This is a genomic window from Streptomyces sp. GB4-14 (genome assembly GCF_022696125.1).
Lineage (GTDB): Bacteria > Actinomycetota > Actinomycetes > Streptomycetales > Streptomycetaceae > Streptomyces > Streptomyces werraensis.
Map to the genome: position 1 here is coordinate 2,308,789 of NZ_RZHO01000002.1, position 19,896 is coordinate 2,328,684.

General features: G+C 73.3%; 19 protein-coding genes. 12 read left to right on the forward strand and 7 right to left on the reverse strand.

From position 1 onward, the window contains the following. Positions 1–92 precede the first annotated feature (92 nt). The 4 genes from ELQ39_RS11555 to ELQ39_RS11570 all read right to left on the reverse strand — a co-directional run bounded on the left by ELQ39_RS11555 (position 93) and on the right by ELQ39_RS11570 (position 3,491). Complete coding sequence (locus ELQ39_RS11555) at positions 93–488, reverse strand: hypothetical protein (RefSeq protein WP_190004831.1); 396 nt, start codon at positions 486–488, stop codon at positions 93–95. A gap of 149 nt (positions 489–637) precedes the next feature. Beyond that, a complete protein-coding gene (locus tag ELQ39_RS11560) occupies positions 638–1,216 on the reverse strand; it encodes a hypothetical protein (protein WP_242591842.1) in 579 nt (192 codons plus the stop codon). A gap of 107 nt (positions 1,217–1,323) precedes the next feature. Then, complete coding sequence (locus tag ELQ39_RS11565; protein WP_190004833.1) at positions 1,324–1,830, reverse strand: hypothetical protein; 507 nt, start codon at positions 1,828–1,830, stop codon at positions 1,324–1,326. A 110-nt stretch (positions 1,831–1,940) separates the two neighbouring features. Beyond that, positions 1,941–3,491, reverse strand: coding sequence for a family 20 glycosylhydrolase (locus tag ELQ39_RS11570; RefSeq protein ID WP_190005009.1), 1,551 nt, complete (start codon positions 3,489–3,491; stop codon positions 1,941–1,943). A gap of 200 nt (positions 3,492–3,691) precedes the next feature. On the opposite strand from ELQ39_RS11570, the gene ELQ39_RS11575 reads away from it, so the two are divergent. From ELQ39_RS11575 to ELQ39_RS11605, 7 genes are all read left to right on the forward strand, one after another. Next, a complete protein-coding gene (locus ELQ39_RS11575) occupies positions 3,692–4,333 on the forward strand; it encodes a 2-oxo-4-hydroxy-4-carboxy-5-ureidoimidazoline decarboxylase (protein WP_242591843.1) in 642 nt (213 codons plus the stop codon). A gap of 202 nt (positions 4,334–4,535) precedes the next feature. After that, positions 4,536–4,916, forward strand: a complete 381-nt coding sequence (gene sdhC / locus ELQ39_RS11580; protein WP_026244279.1) for a succinate dehydrogenase, cytochrome b556 subunit — start codon at positions 4,536–4,538, stop codon at positions 4,914–4,916. A 5-nt stretch (positions 4,917–4,921) separates the two neighbouring features. Next, entirely contained in the window at positions 4,922–5,404 is a 483-nt protein-coding gene (locus ELQ39_RS11585) for a succinate dehydrogenase hydrophobic membrane anchor subunit (RefSeq protein WP_033272338.1), read from the forward strand. Between the two features lie 107 nt (positions 5,405–5,511). Then, entirely contained in the window at positions 5,512–7,266 is a 1,755-nt protein-coding gene (sdhA, locus tag ELQ39_RS11590) for a succinate dehydrogenase flavoprotein subunit (protein WP_190004835.1), read from the forward strand. Beyond that, positions 7,266–8,045: a succinate dehydrogenase iron-sulfur subunit gene (locus ELQ39_RS11595; RefSeq protein ID WP_190004836.1), complete on the forward strand. Its 780-nt coding sequence runs from the start codon at positions 7,266–7,268 to the stop codon at positions 8,043–8,045. Before sdhA ends, ELQ39_RS11595 begins: the two co-directional genes overlap by 1 nt. Positions 8,046–8,229: 184 nt before the next feature. After that, a complete protein-coding gene (locus ELQ39_RS11600; protein ID WP_225643161.1) occupies positions 8,230–9,510 on the forward strand; it encodes a sensor histidine kinase in 1,281 nt (426 codons plus the stop codon). Next, entirely contained in the window at positions 9,507–10,199 is a 693-nt protein-coding gene (locus tag ELQ39_RS11605) for a response regulator (RefSeq protein ID WP_225626030.1), read from the forward strand. The genes ELQ39_RS11600 and ELQ39_RS11605 overlap by 4 nt, the downstream gene beginning before the upstream one ends. On the opposite strand, the gene ELQ39_RS11610 is transcribed toward ELQ39_RS11605, so the two are convergent. Together ELQ39_RS11610 and ELQ39_RS11615 are read right to left on the reverse strand one after the other, a co-directional pair. Continuing rightward, a complete protein-coding gene (locus tag ELQ39_RS11610; RefSeq protein WP_242591844.1) occupies positions 10,142–11,365 on the reverse strand; it encodes an FAD-dependent monooxygenase in 1,224 nt (407 codons plus the stop codon). The two genes, ELQ39_RS11605 and ELQ39_RS11610, sit on opposite strands and share 58 nt — an antisense overlap. After that, positions 11,362–12,804, reverse strand: coding sequence for an MFS transporter (locus ELQ39_RS11615; protein WP_242595586.1), 1,443 nt, complete (start codon positions 12,802–12,804; stop codon positions 11,362–11,364). Before ELQ39_RS11615 ends, ELQ39_RS11610 begins: the two co-directional genes overlap by 4 nt. A 235-nt stretch (positions 12,805–13,039) precedes the next feature. On the opposite strand from ELQ39_RS11615, the gene ELQ39_RS11620 reads away from it, so the two are divergent. The 3 genes from ELQ39_RS11620 to ELQ39_RS11630 all read left to right on the forward strand — a co-directional run bounded on the left by ELQ39_RS11620 (position 13,040) and on the right by ELQ39_RS11630 (position 14,852). Continuing rightward, positions 13,040–13,447, forward strand: coding sequence for a hypothetical protein (locus ELQ39_RS11620; RefSeq protein ID WP_242591845.1), 408 nt, complete (start codon positions 13,040–13,042; stop codon positions 13,445–13,447). Positions 13,448–13,584: 137 nt separating this feature from the next. Next, the gene (locus tag ELQ39_RS11625) at positions 13,585–14,022 is read left to right on the forward strand and encodes a thiol-disulfide oxidoreductase DCC family protein (RefSeq protein ID WP_337663002.1); all 438 of its coding nucleotides are present in this window, start codon (positions 13,585–13,587) and stop codon (positions 14,020–14,022) included. A gap of 32 nt (positions 14,023–14,054) precedes the next feature. Then, a complete protein-coding gene (locus tag ELQ39_RS11630) occupies positions 14,055–14,852 on the forward strand; it encodes a TetR family transcriptional regulator (protein WP_242591846.1) in 798 nt (265 codons plus the stop codon). A 17-nt stretch (positions 14,853–14,869) separates the two neighbouring features. On the opposite strand, the gene ELQ39_RS11635 is transcribed toward ELQ39_RS11630, so the two are convergent. Further along, the gene (locus ELQ39_RS11635) at positions 14,870–17,296 is read right to left on the reverse strand and encodes an MMPL family transporter (RefSeq protein WP_242595588.1); all 2,427 of its coding nucleotides are present in this window, start codon (positions 17,294–17,296) and stop codon (positions 14,870–14,872) included. A gap of 162 nt (positions 17,297–17,458) precedes the next feature. On the opposite strand from ELQ39_RS11635, the gene ELQ39_RS11640 reads away from it, so the two are divergent. After that, positions 17,459–18,148, forward strand: a complete 690-nt coding sequence (locus tag ELQ39_RS11640; RefSeq protein WP_190004843.1) for a response regulator transcription factor — start codon at positions 17,459–17,461, stop codon at positions 18,146–18,148. Beyond that, positions 18,145–19,617: a sensor histidine kinase gene (locus tag ELQ39_RS11645; RefSeq protein WP_242591847.1), complete on the forward strand. Its 1,473-nt coding sequence runs from the start codon at positions 18,145–18,147 to the stop codon at positions 19,615–19,617. Before ELQ39_RS11640 ends, ELQ39_RS11645 begins: the two co-directional genes overlap by 4 nt. Positions 19,618–19,896 lie beyond the last annotated feature (279 nt).

Genomic DNA, 19,896 nt, shown 5'->3' on the forward strand with positions numbered 1-19,896 from the left:
ATCCGGCGAAGGCCTGGCCACGCGGGGTGGTGCCCGGCCGGGCCGCAGCCCCGTCGGCGTCCGCCCCCGCCGAGGGCCGCCCCCGGCAGGGGTCAGTCCCGCCGTGCCCCCGCCGTCGCGTCCCGGCACAGGAGCCGGAGCGAGCCGTCCTGGGTGTAGCAGCGGCGGGCCTCGTCGATGGGGTCCCAGAGGCGGCCGTCGGGGGTGCGGACCCAGTGGTCGCCGCCGGAGGCCCACCACTCGCCGCCGGTCTGGCGCACGATCACCTCGCCCGCGTAGGCCCCGAAGCCGCGCAGGACCAGCTCCACGGCGGCGTACGGGGCCGACTCTCGGCGGATGTCCTCGATCATCCGGTCGACGCTCCACAGACTGCGCGCCGAGTAGTCGAGGCGCATCCGTGCCCCCTCGCGCATCGCCGCCACCGCGTCCGCCGCCCAGCGGGCCGGCTTCGTCGCCGCCGAGGGCCTGGTCTCCTGCTGTGTCGTCACAGTCGTCGCAGTCGTCACACTCTGGAGAGCGCTGCGGCGAAGCGTTTCGTCACCCCGGTCCGGCGCTTCCCCACAACAGGTGCACGACCGCCCCAGGACACGCACACGGCCGTCGCCGCATGTCCGCGAGCCGGGCTCCCGGCAGGCCGTCAGCCGTCCCGCCGGCTGCGGCGCGAGACCGCCGCGCGCAGCACCCGGCGCCCCTCCGTGGACACCTCCAGCGCGCCGCGCAGCCCGGCCGCTCCGCGGGCGGCGACGAGTTCCAGGACGGCGGTCTGCCGCCGCAGTTCCGCGGCGAGCAGCGGCGACAGTCCGTCCGTACGGCCCTCACGGCGCGCGGCCGCCAGGTCGGCGTCGTCGGTGTCGCCCGCGCCGTCCAGCAGCAGGTGGATCCGCAGCGCGTCGGCCGAGCACCTGTCGGCCCACTCCCGCAGCGCCGCCCCGGACCGGTCCAGGGGGGCGGCGGCGAGCATGCCGCGCGCCAGTTCCGCCGCCTCGCCGGCGCAGCCGTCCGCGGCCTCGCCCGCCGCCGCGTCCAGCTTCTCGCGCGTCTGCTGGAGCACCTCCCCCCAGTCGCCGTCGGCGGGACTCCCGGCGAGGGCGCCCCACAGCGGCCGCAGCGCCTCGTCGTCACCGCCCAGCAGCGGCACGCACCGATCCAAACAAGCCACCCCGCTGACGGCCAGTCCGCGCTCGTCGGCCTGTGCGATCAGTTCCTCCAGGCTCATCCACGCCTCCCTCTGCGGGTTCCGCAGGCCCCCTGATAAGGCCTTGACGGGCCTCGTCCCTCACGGAGCCCGCATTTCCCCTTACTGCGTGCGACAAGCCGGGAGTGTCACTCGGGCACCACGCGCAACCGGTCGAGCAGCCGGAAGAAACCGTTTTCAGCCATCGGTCCGGGGTCCGCGGTCAGCACCTCCAGGACCTCCTGGGCGGCGACCTCGCGCCCGGCCTCCTCGGCCCAGAAGACGGCCCGCTCGGCGGCGTCCGCGGGCTCCAGGAAGTAGTCGTCGACGGTGAGGCCCTCCTGGCGCCCGTCGAGGTACCCGGCCATCGCGTCCCGGCCGAGGCAGGCCGTCCACACCCCGCTCTCGGGCGAAGCGGCCTCCACGGCCACGCACTCGCCGGCCATCACGTAGCCGAACAGCGCGGGCGCGCCCGTCTCCGTCGCCAGCTCGTTCATGCTGCCCAGCTCGCCCTCGCGGCCCGGCAGTTCCCACACCTGCCAGCCGTCCGGGGCCTCGGTGCGCAGGGTCAGCTCCCCGCCCGCGCCGGCCAGCGCGTCCAGTCCCGCCAGCGGCCGCTCCGAGCGGCCCACGACGAAATAACCCCAGTAGCCCATGTGCCGGTGTTCCCCCCGCGTGTCGGTTCCCGGCCCGGCGCGCCGAGCCGTCGGCTCGCCAGAACATCACCACAGCCGTACGGGGGTTCGCAGGCGTTCGCGGCAATCCGTCAGCCGAGCCGGCCCGCCAGGGTGCGGAACTCGGCCCAGGACAGCGTGGGTTCGCGCGCGTCCCACAGCTTCTGGGCGAGGGCCCGCAGCGGCATCCTGATGCCGGCCGCGACCTGTTCCTGGGTCTGGGAGCGGGGCAGGTCGCCCCAGACGGCGAAGGATCCGCCGAGGATCTGCCGGTCGTACTTCGCGGGCACGGGCTCGGTGCCGCGCAGCACCCGCGGGGTCCACTGCTCGTAGATGCGCTCTCCGGTCGGGTAGACGAAGGTGAGCGGCTCGCCGAGGACGTAGTAGAGGAACTCGTCGTTGTAGTTGATCACCTCGCGGCCCTCGGCCAGGTACTCGGCGGGCTTGCGCGCCCCGATCTCCTTGCCGGTCCAGTAGGCGACCCGGATGTCCTCGGCGGCCTGCACGGACCCGTCGCGGAAGAAGCCGTCGTTCCAGGCGCGGGGGACGCGGTCGTGGGCGCGGACGGTGGCGGCGCGGTCGTTGAGCCAGCCGGTGGTGAGGTCCTCGACGGTGGCGCCGGAGCCGTACTTCTCGCGGGCCGCGGCGGCGAGACCGGGGAAGGCCGCCTCGGGGTCGGGGACGACGAGGGCCTGGTACTCGTCGCCGCCGAGGTGCCACCGGTCGCCGGGGAAGAGACCGGCGTACTCGTCCAGCAGGTCGTCGACGATCTCGGCGGACCTCGGGTCCGCGATGTCGATGGCGCCGCGCACCGCCTCCCCGTTCGCCTTGCGCAGCTGGAGGCCGGGGTGGGCGTCGATGACGGCGCCGAGGTGTCCGGGCGAGTCGATCTCGGGGACGACGGTGATGTGCCGGCTCTCCGCGAGCTCGACGATCTTCCGGACCTGCGCCTTGGTGAGGTGGTCCTCGGACACGATCTCCGGGTGCGAGTCGGACTCGATGCGGAAGCCCTGGTCGTCGGAGAAGTGCAGACCGATCTCGTTGTACTTCAGGTCGCCCAGCTCGCGTATGCGGTCCTCGATCCAGCCGGCGTCGTAGTGCTTGCGCGCGATGTCCAGCATCATGCCGCGCCGCGGCTTGGCGGGTTCGTCGCGCACCACGCCCTCGGGGGCGGCGCCGGCCCCGCGTATCTCCTGCTTGAGGGTGCGGGTGCCGTAGAAGACCCCCGCCTCCCCCGGCCCGCTGACGGTGACCCGCCCGCCGCGCACGGTCAGGGTGTACGACTCCGGGTTCGCGCCCGCGTCCCGGTTCAGCTCCAGGCGCACGTCGCCGGGCCGCTCGTCGTCCTTCTCCCCCGCGTACGTCAGGCCCAGCTCCTGGGCGGTGAGCCGGCCCTCGTCGGCGAGCGCCGGGTCGGACACGACCACCCGGTGCCCGGATGCGGGCCGCCAGCCGGGGCCGCGCTCGGCGGTGTGCTCGCGCACGGCGGGTATGGTCCGCGGGGCCTCGGACAGCGGGTAGCTGCGGGTGGGGCTCGGCGTCGGCGACGGCGAGGAGGGGGCGGCCGCCGGACCGCCGTCGTCCCCCGAGGCCCACAGGCCGAGGCCCACGCCGGAGGCCACCACCACCGCCCCCACGGCCACCGCGACGGCGGTGACCCTCCGCCGCCTCGCCGTCGCCTCCGGACCGGGACGCCGCCTGCGCTGACCGTGCTGCCTGTGCCGACTCACCCTGCCAACGTACGACCTGTTCGGGTGAGAAGCGTCCACAAGCCGTTCTCAAACTCTGCCGTCCGGGTGAAATGGGGGTACCGATCGGACACGTCTCGGACTCACTCGATAACGTGACGTCACAACTCTCACAGCATCTGCCAACGACACTCACGCGACGCCCACGAGGACCCACGCTGCCTGCGCACCGACTCCCAGACCTCCCCGGCCGAGTCGCCATACCCGAACAGTCCCGCGGCGCGCCCGGAACCCCGCCCCCGCTCGCACGGTTCAACGACGCTCCCGGACCCGACGCCGAGCGCGCCCTGCTGTCCTGCCTGCACAGCCCCCGCTGGGCCCGCCTGCTGGCCGGCCACCGCCCCTACCCCGACTCGGCGTCGCTCCTGGCCGCCGCGGACGAGGCGACGTACGACCTCTCCCCGGAGGAGGTCGCCGAGGCATTGGCCTTCGAGCCCCTTCCCTCGCTCCCCGAGGACACCTACTCGGCGGCGCACACCGCCCTGAACGCCGCCCACGCGGCCTACGAGGCCAAGTTCGGCCATGTCTTCGTCCTCTGCCTGGACGGCGTCCCCGAGAACGAGGTCCTCGACCGCGTCCTGGAGAACATCCGGTCACGATTGGCGAACGATCCGGAGGACGAACACCAGGTCACCAAGGAGCAACTCCGCCTGCTCGCCAGGGAGCGCCTGAACCACACCCTCAGGGACGCCGGGAGCCGCGCGAGCGACCCGAGGACCGCCGCACCCGGCAAATGACCGTGAATCCCCCGCCTCGGCAGCCGCGGCCCCACCCCGGCCCCCCTTTTCGGGTGCAAGTTTGATCACACCGGCAGGCCCCCCGTAAGCGCCGCAGGCAACCGTCGCTACCATGCTGGGGGCCGGTGGACCGTACCCGGCCGGGCCCGACCGACAAGGAAAGCCGGCGCGGCCCCAATCCCCGCTCCCGGAGGAAATTTCCGTGCCGGCTGGAACGCTGTACCGCGGCCGGGAAGGAATGTGGTCCTGGGTGGCTCACCGAGTCACCGGCGTCCTCATCTTCTTCTTCCTGTTCGTTCACGTGCTGGACACCGCTCTCGTGCGGGTGTCCCCGGAGGCCTACGACGACGTCGTGGCCACGTACAAGACGCCGATCGTCGCGCTGCTGGAGTACGGCCTCGTCGCCGCCATCCTCTTCCACGCGCTCAACGGCCTGCGTGTCATCGCCGTCGACTTCTGGATCAAGGGCGCCCGGTACCAGAAGCAGATGCTCTGGACCGTCGTCGCCGTGTGGATCGTGCTGATGCTCGGGGCGATCTACCCCGTCCTCGGCCACGCCGCTCGTGAACTGTTCGGGAGCTGACGCAGATGTCCACGACTGAAACCTCCGCCTCGGGCGTCGGCCCCGTCGAAGGCGCCTCGCCGTACTCCGTCGACAACCCGGCGCCGGTCATCGAGCCCCCGCGCAAGCGGACCAAGAAGACCCCGAAGAGCACCCGCGGCAACTTCGAACTGGCCGCGTGGCTGTTCATGCGTCTGTCCGGTGTCGTCCTGGTCGTGCTGGTCATCGGCCACCTGCTGATCCAGCTGGTGCTGGACGGCGGCGTCTCCAAGATCGGCTTCGCCTTCGTGGCGGGCCGCTGGGCGAGCCCCTTCTGGCAGGTGTGGGACCTGGCGATGCTGTGGCTGGCGATGCTGCACGGCGCCAATGGCCTGCGCACGGTCATCAACGACTACGCCGAGCGGCCGAACACCCGCCTGTGGCTGAAGGGCCTGCTCTACACGGCCACGGTGTTCACCATCCTGCTGGGCACGCTGGTGATCTTCACCTTCGACCCGAACATCCGCTAGGCACGGGGCTGCGAGAATCATGCTGCGTTCCCCGGGGACGACCCCCGGACCCCCGGCCGATGCTCGCACCACCGTCTCCGACAAAGCCCCGCAGTGAGGCGAGATCAGTGAAGATCCACAAGTACGACACAGTCATCGTCGGCGCCGGTGGCGCCGGTATGAGGGCCGCCATCGAGGCGACCAAGCGCAGCCGCACCGCCGTGCTGACCAAGCTCTACCCCACCCGCTCCCACACGGGCGCCGCGCAGGGCGGCATGGCCGCCGCGCTCGCCAACGTGGAGGAGGACAACTGGGAGTGGCACACCTTCGACACGGTCAAGGGCGGTGACTACCTGGTCGACCAGGACGCCGCCGAGATCCTGGCGAAGGAGGCCATCGACTCCGTCCTCGACCTGGAGAAGATGGGCCTGCCGTTCAACCGCACGCCGAACGGCACCATCGACCAGCGCCGCTTCGGCGGTCACTCCCGCAACCACGGCGAGGCCCCGGTCCGCCGGTCCTGCTACGCCGCGGACCGCACCGGCCACATGATCCTCCAGACGCTGTACCAGAACTGCGTCAAGGAGGGCGTGGAGTTCTTCAACGAGTTCTACGTCCTCGACCAGCTGATCACCGAGGTCGACGGCGTCAAGAAGTCGGCCGGCGTCGTGGCGTACGAGCTGGCGACCGGCGAGATCCACATCTTCCAGGCGAAGTCCGTGATCTACGCGTCCGGCGGCACCGGCAAGTTCTTCAAGGTGACGTCCAACGCGCACACCCTGACCGGTGACGGCCAGGCCGCCGTGTACCGCCGGGGTCTGCCGCTGGAGGACATGGAGTTCTTCCAGTTCCACCCGACCGGCATCTGGCGCATGGGCATCCTGCTCACGGAGGGCGCCCGCGGTGAGGGCGGCATCCTGCGCAACAAGGACGGCGAGCGCTTCATGGAGAAGTACGCGCCCGTCATGAAGGACCTCGCCTCCCGCGACGTCGTCTCCCGCTCCATCTACACGGAGATCCGCGAGGGCCGCGGCTGCGGTCCCGAGGGCGACCACGTCTACCTGGACCTCACGCACCTCCCGCCGGAGCAGCTGGACGCCAAGCTGCCCGACATCACGGAGTTCGCGCGGACCTACCTCGGCATCGAGCCCTACACGGACCCGATCCCGATCCAGCCCACCGCGCACTACGCGATGGGCGGCATCCCGACCAACGTCAGGGGTGAGGTCCTCGCGGACAACACCACGGTCGTCCCCGGCCTGTACGCGGCCGGCGAGGTGGCCTGCGTGTCGGTGCACGGCGCCAACCGTCTGGGCACCAACTCGCTGCTGGACATCAACGTGTTCGGCAAGCGGGCCGGCATCGCGGCGGCCGAGTACGCGCAGACCGCGGACTTCGTGGAGCTGCCGGCGGACCCGGAGGCCTTCGTGGTCGGCCAGATCGAGCGGCTGCGGTCCTCCACCGGCAACGAGCGGGTGGCCGAGCTGCGCCGCGAGCTGCAGGAGACCATGGACGCCAACGTCATGGTGTTCCGCACCGAGCAGACGATCAAGACGGCGGTCGAGAAGATCGCCGAGTTGCGCGAGCGCTACAAGAACGTCGCCATCCAGGACAAGGGCAAGCGGTTCAACACCGACCTGCTGGAGGCCGTCGAGCTGGGCAACCTGCTGGACCTGGCCGAGGTCATGGCCGTGTCCGCGCTGGCCCGCAAGGAGTCCCGCGGCGGTCACTACCGCGAGGACTACCCGAACCGCGACGACGTCAACTTCATGCGCCACACGATGGCGTACCGCGAGGTCGGCGCCGACGGCACCGAGACCGTCCGTCTGGACTACAAGCCGGTCGTCCAGACCCGCTACCAGCCGATGGAGCGTAAGTACTGATGGCTACCCCCGTACTGGACAAGGCGGACGCGGCCGGCTCCCCCGAGCCCGGCTTCGCCGACTCCCCCTACATCACCGTCACCCTGCGGATCCGCCGGTTCAACCCGGAGATCTCCGCCGAGGCGACCTGGGAAGACTTCCAGCTGGAGATCGACCCCAAGGAGCGTGTCCTCGACGCGCTGCACAAGATCAAGTGGGACCTCGACGGCACGCTGACGTTCCGCCGTTCCTGCGCCCACGGCATCTGCGGCTCCGACGCCATGCGGATCAACGGCAAGAACCGCCTGGCGTGCAAGACGCTGATCAAGGACATCAACCCCGAGAAGCCGATCACGGTCGAGGCCATAAAGGGCCTGACGGTCCTGAAGGACCTGGTCGTGGACATGGAGCCGTTCTTCCAGGCGTACCGGGACGTGATGCCCTTCCTGATCACGAAGGACACCAACGAGCCGACGCGTGAGCGGCTGCAGTCCGCCGAGGACCGCGAGCGCTTCGACGACACGACCAAGTGCATCCTGTGCGCCGCGTGCACCACCTCGTGCCCGGTGTTCTGGAACGACGGCCAGTACTTCGGCCCGGCCGCGATCGTCAACGCGCACCGCTTCATCTTCGACTCGCGTGACGAGGCCGGGGAGCAGCGCCTGGAGATCCTCAACGACAAGGACGGCGTGTGGCGTTGCCGCACCACGTTCAACTGCACGGACGCCTGCCCGCGCGGTATCGAGGTCACCAAGGCGATCGCCGAGGTGAAGCGCGCGCTCATCACGCGCCGCTACTGAGGTACCCCGCCCGCAGGCCCGAGGGCCCCGTCTCCTCTGCGGAGACGGGGCCCTCGGGCGTGTGTGTGCTGCGTACGCACCAGGGCGGGGCAGACGGTCTGGTGCGTACGCACCGGACGGGACGGCACCGAAGGAGGATGCCGGGGCGGGGGCGGGACCGGAGGGTGGGAGCATGCGCACTCCTGTGAACAGGGCCCCTAAGCTGGGCCGCGTGCTGCCGGCATCGGACACCGCGGGGCGGGGGCGGGAGGGCGCGGTCGTGGCGGCCGCGTTCGTGGTCTGTCTGCTCGGCGGGACCGTGCGGGTCGAGGACACCCTCACCGCGCCGCCGCTCGCCGGCTGGCTGCTCGCCCTGGTGTCCTGCGCCGTACTGCCCGCGCGGCGGCGGCGTCCCCTGGCCGTGCTGGCGGCCACCACCGCGGCCGGTGTCGCGGCCCAGCCCCTCGGTCTGGTGCTGAGCCCGCCCGTGATCGCGCCCGCCCTGGTCGCCGCCTACGCCTGCGCGCTCGGCCTGCCCGGCGAGCGGCGTGCGGCGGGCGCGGCGGTCCTGGCCTCCGTGGCGCTGCTGGCCGGGTCCGTGCCGCTGGACGGGAACCTCTCCTGGCGGGACGCGAGCCGGATGGGGTCGGTGGCGGCGGCGCCGCTCGTGGCGTGGCTGGTCGGGCACGCGGTGCGGACCCGGCGGGCGTATCTGGCGGCCGTGGAGGAGCGGGCGCGGCGGGCCGAGGAGAGCAGGGAGCTGGAGGCCCGGCGGCGGGTCGCCGAGGAGCGGGTGCGCATCGCCCGGGAGCTGCACGACCTGGTGGCGCACCAGATCACCCTGGCCAACGCGCAGGCCACGGTCGCCGCCCACTTCTTCGACAGCCGCCCGGAGCAGACCCGGGTCAGCCTGCGCGAACTCGTCGAGACCACCGGGCACGCCCTGGACGAACTGCGGGCCACGGTCGGCCTGTTGCGCCAGACCGGGGACGCGGACACGGCGGCCGGCGAGGGTCCGGCGCCCGGGCTGGCGCGGCTGCCGGACCTGCTGGAGTCGTTCCGGCGGGCGGGGCTCGAGGTGGCGGTGCGTCAGCAGGGACGGGCGCGGGCGCTGCCGCCGGGCGTGGACCTCACGGCGTACCGGATCGTGCAGGAGGCTCTGACCAACGTGACCAAGCACGCGGCGGGCCGTGGCGCCCGGGTGGGGCTCGACTGGGGCGGCGGACTGCTGACCGTCACCGTGGCCGACGACGGCGGCGCCCCGGGCGGGCCGCCCGCCCTGTCGGACCGGCCGCCGGGGTACGGGCTGATCGGCATGCGGGAGCGAGCCGCCGCGGTGGGCGGCGAGCTGACGGCGGGCTCGCGCCCGGAGGGGGGCTTCCTGGTGACCGCCCGGCTGCCCCTGCCGCCCGTACGGGACGTGGCGGCGGACGGTGAGGGGACGGGGCGGACGCCCGGGGCGACGGACGGGGGAAGGACGGCATGACGCTGAGGGTGCTGCTCGCCGACGACCAGGCGCTGCTGCGCGGCGCGTTCCGGCTGCTGCTGGAGAGCACCGACGACATCACCGTGGTGGGCGAGGCCGGCGACGGCCGGGAGGCGGTCCGGCTGACCCGCGAACTGCGCCCGGACGTCGTGGTGATGGACATCCGGATGCCGGAGGCGGACGGTCTGGCCGCCACCACGGAGATCTGCGCGGACCCGGATCTGCGGGCCACCCGCGTGCTGATCCTCACCACGTACGAGACGGACGAGAACGTGGCGCGGGCGCTGCGCGCGGGGGCCGCCGGCTTCGTGGGGAAGGGCATCGGCGCCGAGGACCTGGCGGACGCGGTGCGGACGGTCGCCGAGGGCGAGACGCTGCTGTCGCCGGCCGCCACCCGCTCGCTGGTCGCCCGGTTCCTCGCCTCGCCGGCCGGCGCCCCTCCGCAGGACGCCGGCCGGCTGGACGTGCTCACCCCGCGCGAACGCGAGATGGTGGCGCTGGTGGCGACCGGCCTGTCCAACCAGGAGATCGCCGAGCGGATGGTCCTCAGCCCGTTCACCGTGCGCGCCCATGTGCAGCGCGCGATGACGAAGCTGGAGGCCCGCGACCGCGCGCAGCTCGTCGTCATCGCCTACCGGACCGGCCTGGCGCGGGTCACCCCGGAGGACGGGGCCGGAGGCTCCTCGTAGTCCGGCAGGGTCAGGGCGGTGTGGGCCGGGCGTGGCCGCGCGGAGGGCAGGGCGTCGAGGGTGCGCAGCCGGGCGTCGCGCTGCTCCAGGGCGCGGGCGGTGACGGGGAAGAGCGTGGCGCCGCCCTCGTCGACGAGCGCCTGGTTGGCCGTCACGTACGGGCGCATACGGTCCTCGTAGGCGGCGAAGGCTGCCGTGTGGTCGTGGTGGGCGGCCAGGGCGTGGGCGAGGACGTAGGCGCCGGACAGCGCGAGGCTGGTGCCCTGCCCGGTGAGGAAGGAGGGGGCGTACGCGGCGTCGCCGACGAGGGCGGCCCGGCCGTGCGTCCAGCGGGGCATGCGGATCTGTCCGGCCGTGTCGAAGAACAGGTCCTCGGTGTCGCGCACGGCCGTCACCATGCGGGGGATCTCCCAGCCCTCGCCCGCGAACACCTCGGCCACGAGTGCCCGCTGGGCGTCCGGGTCGCGGAGGGCGTCGCGCGGGGGTTCGGGGCGGTGGAAGGTGAGGAAGCCGTGCACCTCGGGGCCGTCGCCGGTGGCGTAGAGGGCGGCGGCCTTGCCCGGGGTGTTCCACAGCACCAGTTCACGGTGGAGATGCGCGGGGTTCGGCAGGGTGAACAGGGCGAAGCAGTGGGCGAGATAGCGGTGGTAGCGGTCCTCCGGGCCGAACAGGGCGGCCCGGGTGGCCGAGTGCATGCCGTCCGCGCCGATCACCAGGTCGTACGTGCCCTGACGCCCGCTGCGGAAGGTGACGTCCACGCCGTGCGCGGCCGGGTCGAAGCGGGAGACGGAGTCGCCGAAGAGGAACTCCACGTCGTCGCGGACCAGCCCGTACAGGGCGTCGGCGAGGTCGCCGCGCCGTACCTCCAGGTCGCGGGGCTCACCCTCGCCGGCGTGGGCCCGCAGCGAGGCGACGGTGCGGCCGGCGGCGTCGAGGAAGGTGGCGCGCCGGGGGCCGACGTGTGCCTGGCGCAGCCGCGGCCACAGGCCCATCCTCCGGATCACCTCGGTCGCCGTGCCGCGGATGTCGACGGGGTAGCCGCCGCCTCGCAGGGCGCCGGCCTTCTCCACCACGGTGACCGCGAATCCGGCACGGTGGAGCCAGTACGCGAGGGCGGGGCCGGAGACGCTGGCTCCGGAGATCAGGACGGTGCGCGGGGCGGTCATGGACGGGTTCCTTCCTTCGCGGGGGTCCGGGCGGGCCCGACGGGGCGCGGGGAGCGGGAGGCGCGTGTGGCGCGGACGAGGAGCAGGCCGAGCGCCGCCGTGACGCCGGTGACGGCGAAGCCGGTGGTGAAGGCCGCCTCGGCGGGCACCTTGGTGCCGGCGACGGTCCCGGCGGTGAGCAGGGCGCCCGCGATCTGGGAGCCGACGACCATGCCGATCACCCGGGTGACCACGAGCAGGCTGGTGGCGATGCCGGTGTCCCCGGGGTCGACGGCGGTGGCGGTGCCCGCCAGCAGCGCGGTGGTGGCGAGGCCCGCGGCGAACGCGGTCAGCGTCTTGGCGAGGGCGAGCTGCCAGGCGGAGTCGTGCTGGGCGGCCAGCCCGAACATGGCGGCGGCGGTGGCGAGGACGGCCACGACGACCACGGCACGGGCGCCGAACCTGCGGGCGGCGAGCCCGCCGACCGCGTCGCTCATGGCCCCGGCGATCGCGCCGGGGAGCAGGTAGAGGCCGATGTCCGTGGTGTCGGCGTCGAAGCCGTAACCGTCGCCCGACACGGCGAGGAGCTGCGGCAGCAGCAGGGTGACCATGCCGAGGGTGACGGTGACGAGCAGGGTGAGCAGGCACGCCTGCCACATCGCGGGCCGGGCGAGCATGCGCAGGTCGACCATCGGGGAGACGGCCCGGCGCTCGACGCGCACCCAGGCGGTGGCGAGCACGGCCACGAGCACCAGCAACGCGCCCGCGGCGAGGGGCGGAAGACCGCCGCCGGTCAGCAGGACGAGACCGAGCATGAAGACGAGCAGGGTGGCGCTCAGCAGGACCACGCCGGGCCAGTCGATCCGCTCGCCCTGCCGGACCGGTGCGTCGGACGGCATCAGCCGCGCCACGAAGAAGGCCGCCACGACGACCACCAGGGTGGGCAGCACGAACATCCAGTGCCAGGACAGGTGATCCGCGATCAGGCCGGCGCCCAGCACGCCCACCATGCCGCCGCCGGTGAACAGGGCGACGACCACGCCGATCGCCGCCTGGGTGCGTCCGGCCGGCAGATGGACGCGGACCAGGATGAAGGAGAGCGGCAGCACGCCGACCATGGCGCCCTGGAGGACCTGGCCGAGCAGCAGCAGCGGCAGTCCGGGGGCCAGCCCGGCCAGCAGTCCGCCGGCGGCGACGACGGCCATCAGCCGGAGCAGGACGCGTTTGCCGCCGTAGCGGTCGCCGAGCTTTCCCGCGACGGGGGTGAGGACCGCGCCGGTGACGAGCAGCGTGTTGGCGACGAGCGCGCCCTCGGAGGGGCCGAGCCCCAGCTCGCGCTGGAGGAGCGGGAGCGCGGGCTCCACCACGGACTGGAGCGCGCCCAGGGCGAGCGCCAGCACCCCGAGGGCGGCGATCGCGGGCCGCCGTAAACGCGGCGGCGGGAGCAGGGTGTCGGACATGGACGTCCCGTTCTCGTAGGGGTCGGTGAGCACGTCCCACCGTTCCGTCCGGCGGCCCTCGCGGGCATCGTCGCCCGTCACCGTCTTCGCCTGGTGCGTACGCACCGGCCGGCGAGCGGGCCTGGTGCCCCGGGACGACACGGGCCGCCGGCGACAATCCAGTTGAACATGTTCAAAAGAAGGCGCTACAGTCTCCCCCGTCAGCGTTTTGAACGCGTTCAAGAAGGGGTGGGGCATGGACCGCACCGTCATCGCCTACGTCATCTACCTGGTCGTCAGCATCGGTCTGACCGTCTGGGTGGCCCGCACGCTCAGCCGCAACGGGCGGGTCTTCCTCGCCGACGTGCTGCACGGCAACGAGAAGCTCGCGGACGCCGTCAACCACCTCCTGGTGGTCGGCTTCTACCTGGTGAACCTCGGCTTCGTCGCCCTCTACCTCAGCGACGACGACACCGTCACCGACACCCGCGGGATCTTCGAGGCGCTCTCCGCCAAGCTGGGCGTGGTGCTGCTGGTCCTGGGCGCGATGCACCTGGCCAACGTGTACGTGCTGAACCGCATCCGGCGGCGCGGGGTGATGGAGCGGGAACAGAACCCGCCGGTGCCCCCGCAGGGCTGGACCGCCCCGGCGGCCCAGGCGTGAGCGCGAACCCCGGCGGGTCGACGCACCCAGGGGCGCGGGGAACCGCGCGACCGGCCCCCGACGGGCCGCACCCGGCGCACGACACTGCGAGGCACCCCATCGGCCGCGGGTACGGCGTTCCGGTCCACAGGCTGACCGTGCTGTACGACGCGGACTGCCCGCTCTGCACCTACGTCCGCGACTGGCTGACCAAGCGACCCCAGCTGGTCCCCCTGGACTTCGTCCCGGCGGGGTCGCCGACCGCCCAGGCCCGTTTCCCCGGCCTCGACCACGGGTCCACCCTGTCCGAGATCACCGTGGTCGGGGACTGCGGGCAGGTGTACCGGGGCGCCGCCGCCTGGATCGTCACCCTGTGGGCCCTGCGCGACCACCGGCGGCTCGCGCACCGGCTGAGCACACCCTCCGGGATGCCGTTCGCCAGGGCCGCGGTGCTGGCCGCCGCCAAGTGGCGCGGCGCGACGGCCCCGAGGGGCGGCCGCGTCCACCGGTCCGGCGACGGGTGGACGTACGACCCGCGCGACGGCTGGCACCACACCCCGCCGGGCTGCGGCTCCGACGCCTGCGCCGCCCCGTAGCCCGGGCGCGGCGGACGTTAGGCTCTGTTCCCGTGCCCGCGAAGAACGACGGCCCCGACCCCGGCGCCCACCTCAGCAAGTCCGAGCAGACCCGCGCCCTGATCCTGGAGACGGCCATGCGGCTGTTCCAGGAGCGCGGCTACGACCGGACCACCATGCGGGCGATCGCCAAGGAGGCCGGGGTCTCTGTCGGCAACGCGTACTACTACTTCGAGGGCAAGGAACACCTGATCCAGGGGTTCTACGACCGGATCGCTGCCGAGCACCAGGTGGCGGTCCGGGACGTCCTGGCACGGGAGACCGACCTGGAGGCGCGCCTCGCCGGCGTGCTGAAGGCCTGGCTGGACATCGCCACGCCGTACCACGAGTTCGCGGTGCAGTTCTTCAAGAACGCCGCCGACCCGGACAGCCCGCTCAGCCCCTTCTCGCCCGAGTCGGAGCACGCGCGCGAGGAGGCGATCAGCGTGCACCGGGCCGTGCTGGCCGGGACGAAGACCAAGGTGCCGGAGGAACTGCGGGACGTCCTGCCCGAGTTGATGTGGCTGTCCCAGATGGGGCTGTGCCTGTACTGGATCTTCGACCGCACGGAGGGACGCGAGCGCAGCTACCGGCTCGCCGAGCGGGGCGCCCGGCTCACCGCACGCGGAGTCGCCCTGGCCCGGTTCCGGGTGCTGCGCCCGCTGGTGCGGGACGTGCACGAACTGTTCACGGAGTTCCTGCCCGGAATGACCCGGGCGCTGCCCGACCCCGCCGGCCGGAAGGACTCCGGCCGGCGGGGCAAGGGCGCCGGGGACGACGGGGAGGAGCGCCGCCCCGGCGACGACGCCTGACGTCGCCGTCGCCGCCGTCAGTTGACGACGTCCACCCCGCCCGGCGTCAGCTCCACGTCGTGCACGAGCGGCCCCTCCCCCACGGTCACGTGCGCCGCCCGCGCCCCGTGCGGCGAGGCCGACACCGCCAGCAGATAGGTGCCCGGCGACGGGACCGCCACGACGTACGCCCCGTCGGCGAGGGACGCCACCCGGTCCAGCTGACGCCCCCCGGGCGTGAGCAGCGTGACGGCCGCGTCCCGCACCGGCTCGCCCTCGGGGGTGCGGACGAAGCCGTGCACCACCGAGGCGGCCCCGTCCACGGGCTTCTCCTCCGGCGCGGGCATCGGCGTGGCATCGTCCTCCTCCTTGGGCTCGACCGCGAGGTGCGGCAGCCGCTTCTCCAGCCCGGCCGGGAGCCACCAGTTGGCCCGACCCAGCAGATGCATCACCGCCGGGACCAGCGCGGTGCGCAGCACGAACGCGTCCAGCGCCACCGCTGCGGCCAGTCCCACGCCGGCCATGGCGGCGCCGTAGTCGCCGCTGAGCACGAAGGCGAGGAAGACGCAGACCATGATCAGGGCGGCGGAGTTGATGACCCGGCTGGTCTCCGCGAGGCCGACCCGCACCGCGCGGGCGTTGTCCCGGGTGTGCACCCACTCCTCGTGCATCCGGCTCACCAGGAACACCTGGTAGTCCATGGAGAGCCCGAACAGCAGCGACAGCATGATGATCGGCAGGAACGACGCGATCGGGCCCTCCTTGCCGAGCCCCAGCACGTCCAGGCCGACGCCCCACTGGAACACCATGACCAGCACGCCGAACGAGGCCGCCGCCGCGAGCAGGTTCATCACGGCGGCCGTCAGCGGCACCACCAGGGAGCGGAACGCGAGCAGCAGGAGCAGGAAGCCCAGGCCGATGATCGTGCCGACGAAGAGGGGCAGCCGGTCCCCGGTCACCGAGGCGAAGTCCTTGGACACCGCGGTGACGCCGCCGACATGGGCGTCGACGCCCGCGGCGGGGATGACGTCCTCGCGCAGGGTGTCGATCAGCCGGTCCGTCTCCACGTCCTGCGGGGAGGTGGTCGGCACGACCTGGATGACGCTGACCCCGTTCGCGGCCGGGGCCGCCGCCACCTGGGCGACTCCCTCGGTGTCCTCGACCGCCCGGATCAGCGCGCTGGGCGCCTCGCCGTCCACGACCACCTGGAGCGGGCCGTTGAAGCCGGGCCCGAAGCCCTCGGCGAGCAGGTCGTACGCCTTGCGGGTGGTCGTCGAGGCGTCGTCGTTGCCCTGGTCCACGGTGCCCAGGCGCAGCGACAGCAGCGGCACCGCGAGCGCGGCCATCAGCACCACCGCCACGGCGGCCACCGCGCGCGGCCTGCGCTGCACGGTCGCCGACCAGCGCGCGGCGAGACCGCTCACCGGCTCGCCCTTCGCGTCCGGGGCCGCCGCGAGCCGGCGGCGCTGACGGCGGCTGAGCACCCGCTGCCCCAGCACGCCGAGCAGCGCGGGCAGCAGGGTGATCGCGGCGAGCACGCTCAGCACCACCGTCAGGGAGGTGCCGATGACGACGCCGTCCAGGAACCGCAGGTTGGTCACCAGCATCCCGGCGAGCGCGATGCACACCGTGCCGCCCGCGAACAGCACCGCCCGGCCGGAGGTGTTGAGCGCGGCGACCGCGGCCTCCTCCGGGTCCTTGCCGCTCAGGATGCCCCTGCGGTGCCGGGTGACGATGAACAGGGCGTAGTCGATGCCGACGCCCAGACCGATCAACGTGGCCAGCAGCGACGCCAGTTCGGGGACGTCGGTGGCATGGCTGATCAGCTGCGTGCCGAACATGCCGCCCGCGACGCCGAACACGGCGACCACGATCGGCAGCAGCATCGCGAACACCGACCCGAACGCGACGAACAGCACCACGGCCGCGGCGAGGATGCCGACCAGTTCGGCCGTGCCCGTCGGCGGCTCCTGGACGCGGGCGATCGCCTGGCCGCCCAGCTCCACCTGGAGCCCGTCGCCCGCCGCGGCCCGCGCCGTGTCGACGACGTCCTGCACCAGCGCCTTCGGCACCGCGTCCGCCTGCTCGGCGAACGTCACCTGCGCGTAGGCGATCCGCCCGTCCTCGCTGATCTGCGCCGCGCCCCGCCCGTCGTAGGGCCCGGCGACCGCGCCGACACCCTCCATGCGCCCGATCTCCGCGAGCGCGTCCTCCATCCGGGAGCGCACCGCCGCGTCGCGCACGGTGCCCTCGCCGGTCTTCCACACCACGGTGTCCGTGTCCCCGGCGCGCTCCGGGAACGCCTTGCGCATCAGGTCGTAGGCCCGCTTGGAGTCCGTGTCCGGGAGGGAGAAGACCTCCGCGTAGTTCGTGCCCGCGCTGCTCGCCGTCACGCCCAGTCCGAACAGCGCCCCCACCCACAGCACCAGGACCACCAGCCGATGCCGATAGCACCAGCGTGCCAATACCGCCACGTGTCCGCTCCTTGTCGCTCGGTCGGTCCCCCGGGTCCTGGCAGCAGAATCGGCGGCGGCACCCGCCCGAGGACACGGCTCGCCCGGGACTCTCAAGGAACTCCAAAGCGACAACCGGCACTTCGCCGGACGGTCACGCCGATACTGGGGGACATGACGACAGCTCCCGGCACGGTGCTGGTCGTGGAGGACGAGGAGAGCATCGCGGACGTCCTCGCGATCGCGCTGCGCTACCACCGCTTCGAGGTCATGACCGCGGGCACGGTCCGCGAGGCGCTCGCCCTCACCGAGCACACCCGGCCCGACTGCGCCCTCCTCGACGTGATGCTGCCGGACGGCGACGGCCGCGCCCTCGGCCGCGAACTGCGCGAGCGCAGGCCCGAGACGGCACTCGTGTTCCTCACCGCGCGGGACGCCCCCGCGGAGATCGTCGGCGCGCTCGGGTTCGGCGACGACTACATCACCAAGCCGTTCAACATCGACGAGGTGGTCGCCCGGATCACGGCCGTGCTGCGCCGCACCCGCCCCGCCGACGTGCTGCCGCAGCGGGCGCCGCTGCGCCACGGCGACCTGGAGCTCGACGAGACGACGTACTCGGTGCGCCGCGCGGGCCGCAGCGTCGAGCTCACCCCGACCGAGTACGCGCTGCTGCGCTTCCTCGTGCGCAACGCCGGCCGGATCGTGCCCAAGGACCAACTTCTGCGCCATGTCTGGCAGTACGAGCACGTCCCGCAGGAGTCGACCGTCGTGGAGACCTACATCAGCTATCTGCGGCGCAAGCTGGACACGCTCGGCCCGCCGGTCATCACCACCCGGCGCGGCGTCGGGTACGGGCTGACGTGACATCCCGGACACGGCTGCCGCGCCCCGGCCGTCCCCGGGTCCGGTCGCTGCGGGCGCAGCTCACGCTGGCGAACGTCGTGCTGCTGGCGCTGGGCATCGTCGCCGCGACCGCGGTGAGCGTGCTCGGCATGCGGTACTACCTGCTCGACCAGATCGACACGGAGCTGCTCCGCACCCGCGACTCCCTCGGCGGCTCTGAGCTGACGCTGCGGCAGATCGACTCGCTGAGCGCGCTGCGCTTCCTCCGCGACCGGGTGGACCCGGAGTGGAACCGGGACGACGACGACCCCGACTCGGTCTTCGCCGCCGTGGACCGCGCGGGCGAGCCGGTGCCCGTGTTCGGCTTCGCCCCGTCCCGGGTCCAGCGCGACCTGGCGGACGCCGTGGGCGACCCGGAGCCGCTGATCCGGGATCCGGAGCCCCGGGACGTCAGCGTGCGCGGCAACACCTACCGGGTCACCGCCACCCGCCTCGCCGACGGCACCGGCGTCCTCGTCGCCGGCTCGACCCAGCCGCTGCACGACAGCATCGTCAAGGCGGTCAAGTTCGACCTGGCCATCGGCACGCTGCTGCTGCTGGTGCTGGCCTGCCTCACCATGATGGGGGTGCGGCGGCGCATGCGGCCGCTGGAGGACATGGTGGAGACGTCGTCGGCGATCGCCGAGGGCGACCTGACCCGGCGCGTGCCCTCCAGCTGCGACACCTCTCTGGAGGTGGAGCAGCTGCGGCTGGCGCTCAACTCGATGCTCCAGCAGGTGGAGTCGGCGTACCGCACCCGGGAGCGCAGCGCGGCGCAGCTGCGGCGGTTCGTCGCCGACGCCTCCCACGAGCTGCGCACCCCGCTGGCCGCGATCCGCGGCTACCTCCAGCTCCACGAGCGGGGCATGCTGCGCGACCCCACCGAGCGCAAGCGGGCCTGGGACCGGATGACGACCGAGTCCGACCGGATGGGGCGGCTGGTCGACGAGCTGCTGGTGCTGGCGCGCCTGGACCAGCGCCCGGAGCTGCGGAAGCGGAACGTGGACGTGTGCCGGCTGGCGCGGGACGCGGCGCAGGACCTGCGGGTGCAGCAGCCGGACCGCCCGGTGCGGGTGGACGCGGACGGCGCGGTCCTGGTCCACGCGGACGAGGCGGGCCTGCGCCAGGTCCTGGGCAACCTGGTCGGCAACGTCCGCACGCACACCCCGGCGGACGTGCCGGTACGGCTCGGCGTCTCCCGCACGGACGGCGAGGTGCGGCTGTGGGTCACGGACGAGGGTCCGGGCCTCGCCCCACAGGACGCGACCCGGGTCTTCGACCGCTTCTTCCGCGCGGGCGGCGGCGCGGGCAGCGGCCTGGGCATGGCGATCGTCCAAGGCGTGGTCCACGCGCACGGCGGCGAGGTGACGGTGGACACGGCCCCGGGGAACGGCCTGACGGTCACGGTGACGCTGCCGTCGTGCACGGAGGAGGCCGCGCGGGCGGACTGAGTGGGCGCCCCCGGGAGCGCGGCGGGCGGACGCTTCCGATCGCCCCAGGGAGCCGAACCGGCCCGCCGTCGGCCAGCGCGAGGCCGGCCCCGGGACACCGCCCACCGGCCGCAGGCCGCAGGCCGAGCGTCCCGGGGCAGCACGCCGATCGCCGACCGCCCCAGGGAACAGCGATGGCGGGCGCCCCCTACCGGCCCGGAGAGCCTGGGCCAAGCCCGCCGACCGGCCCTGCGGGCCGATCGCGGACCGCCGCCGGCCCGGCGCGAGGCCGGCCCCCGG

What these genes read in the sequence shown, in the direction of transcription:
- ELQ39_RS11560 (WP_242591842.1), bottom strand. Translation starts at nt 1,216, where the DNA reads ATGAGCCTGGAGGAACTGATCGCACAGGCCGACGAGCGCGGACTGGCC.
- ELQ39_RS11565 (WP_190004833.1), bottom strand. Translation starts at nt 1,830, where the DNA reads ATGGGCTACTGGGGTTATTTCGTCGTGGGCCGCTCGGAGCGGCCGCTG.
- ELQ39_RS11585 (WP_033272338.1), top strand. Translation starts at nt 4,922, where the DNA reads ATGTCCACGACTGAAACCTCCGCCTCGGGCGTCGGCCCCGTCGAAGGC.
- ELQ39_RS11595 (WP_190004836.1), top strand. Translation starts at nt 7,266, where the DNA reads ATGGCTACCCCCGTACTGGACAAGGCGGACGCGGCCGGCTCCCCCGAG.
- ELQ39_RS11605 (WP_225626030.1), top strand. Translation starts at nt 9,507, where the DNA reads ATGACGCTGAGGGTGCTGCTCGCCGACGACCAGGCGCTGCTGCGCGGC.
- ELQ39_RS11610 (WP_242591844.1), bottom strand. Translation starts at nt 11,365, where the DNA reads ATGACCGCCCCGCGCACCGTCCTGATCTCCGGAGCCAGCGTCTCCGGC.
- ELQ39_RS11615 (WP_242595586.1), bottom strand. Translation starts at nt 12,804, where the DNA reads ATGTCCGACACCCTGCTCCCGCCGCCGCGTTTACGGCGGCCCGCGATC.
- ELQ39_RS11620 (WP_242591845.1), top strand. Translation starts at nt 13,040, where the DNA reads ATGGACCGCACCGTCATCGCCTACGTCATCTACCTGGTCGTCAGCATC.
- ELQ39_RS11640 (WP_190004843.1), top strand. Translation starts at nt 17,459, where the DNA reads ATGACGACAGCTCCCGGCACGGTGCTGGTCGTGGAGGACGAGGAGAGC.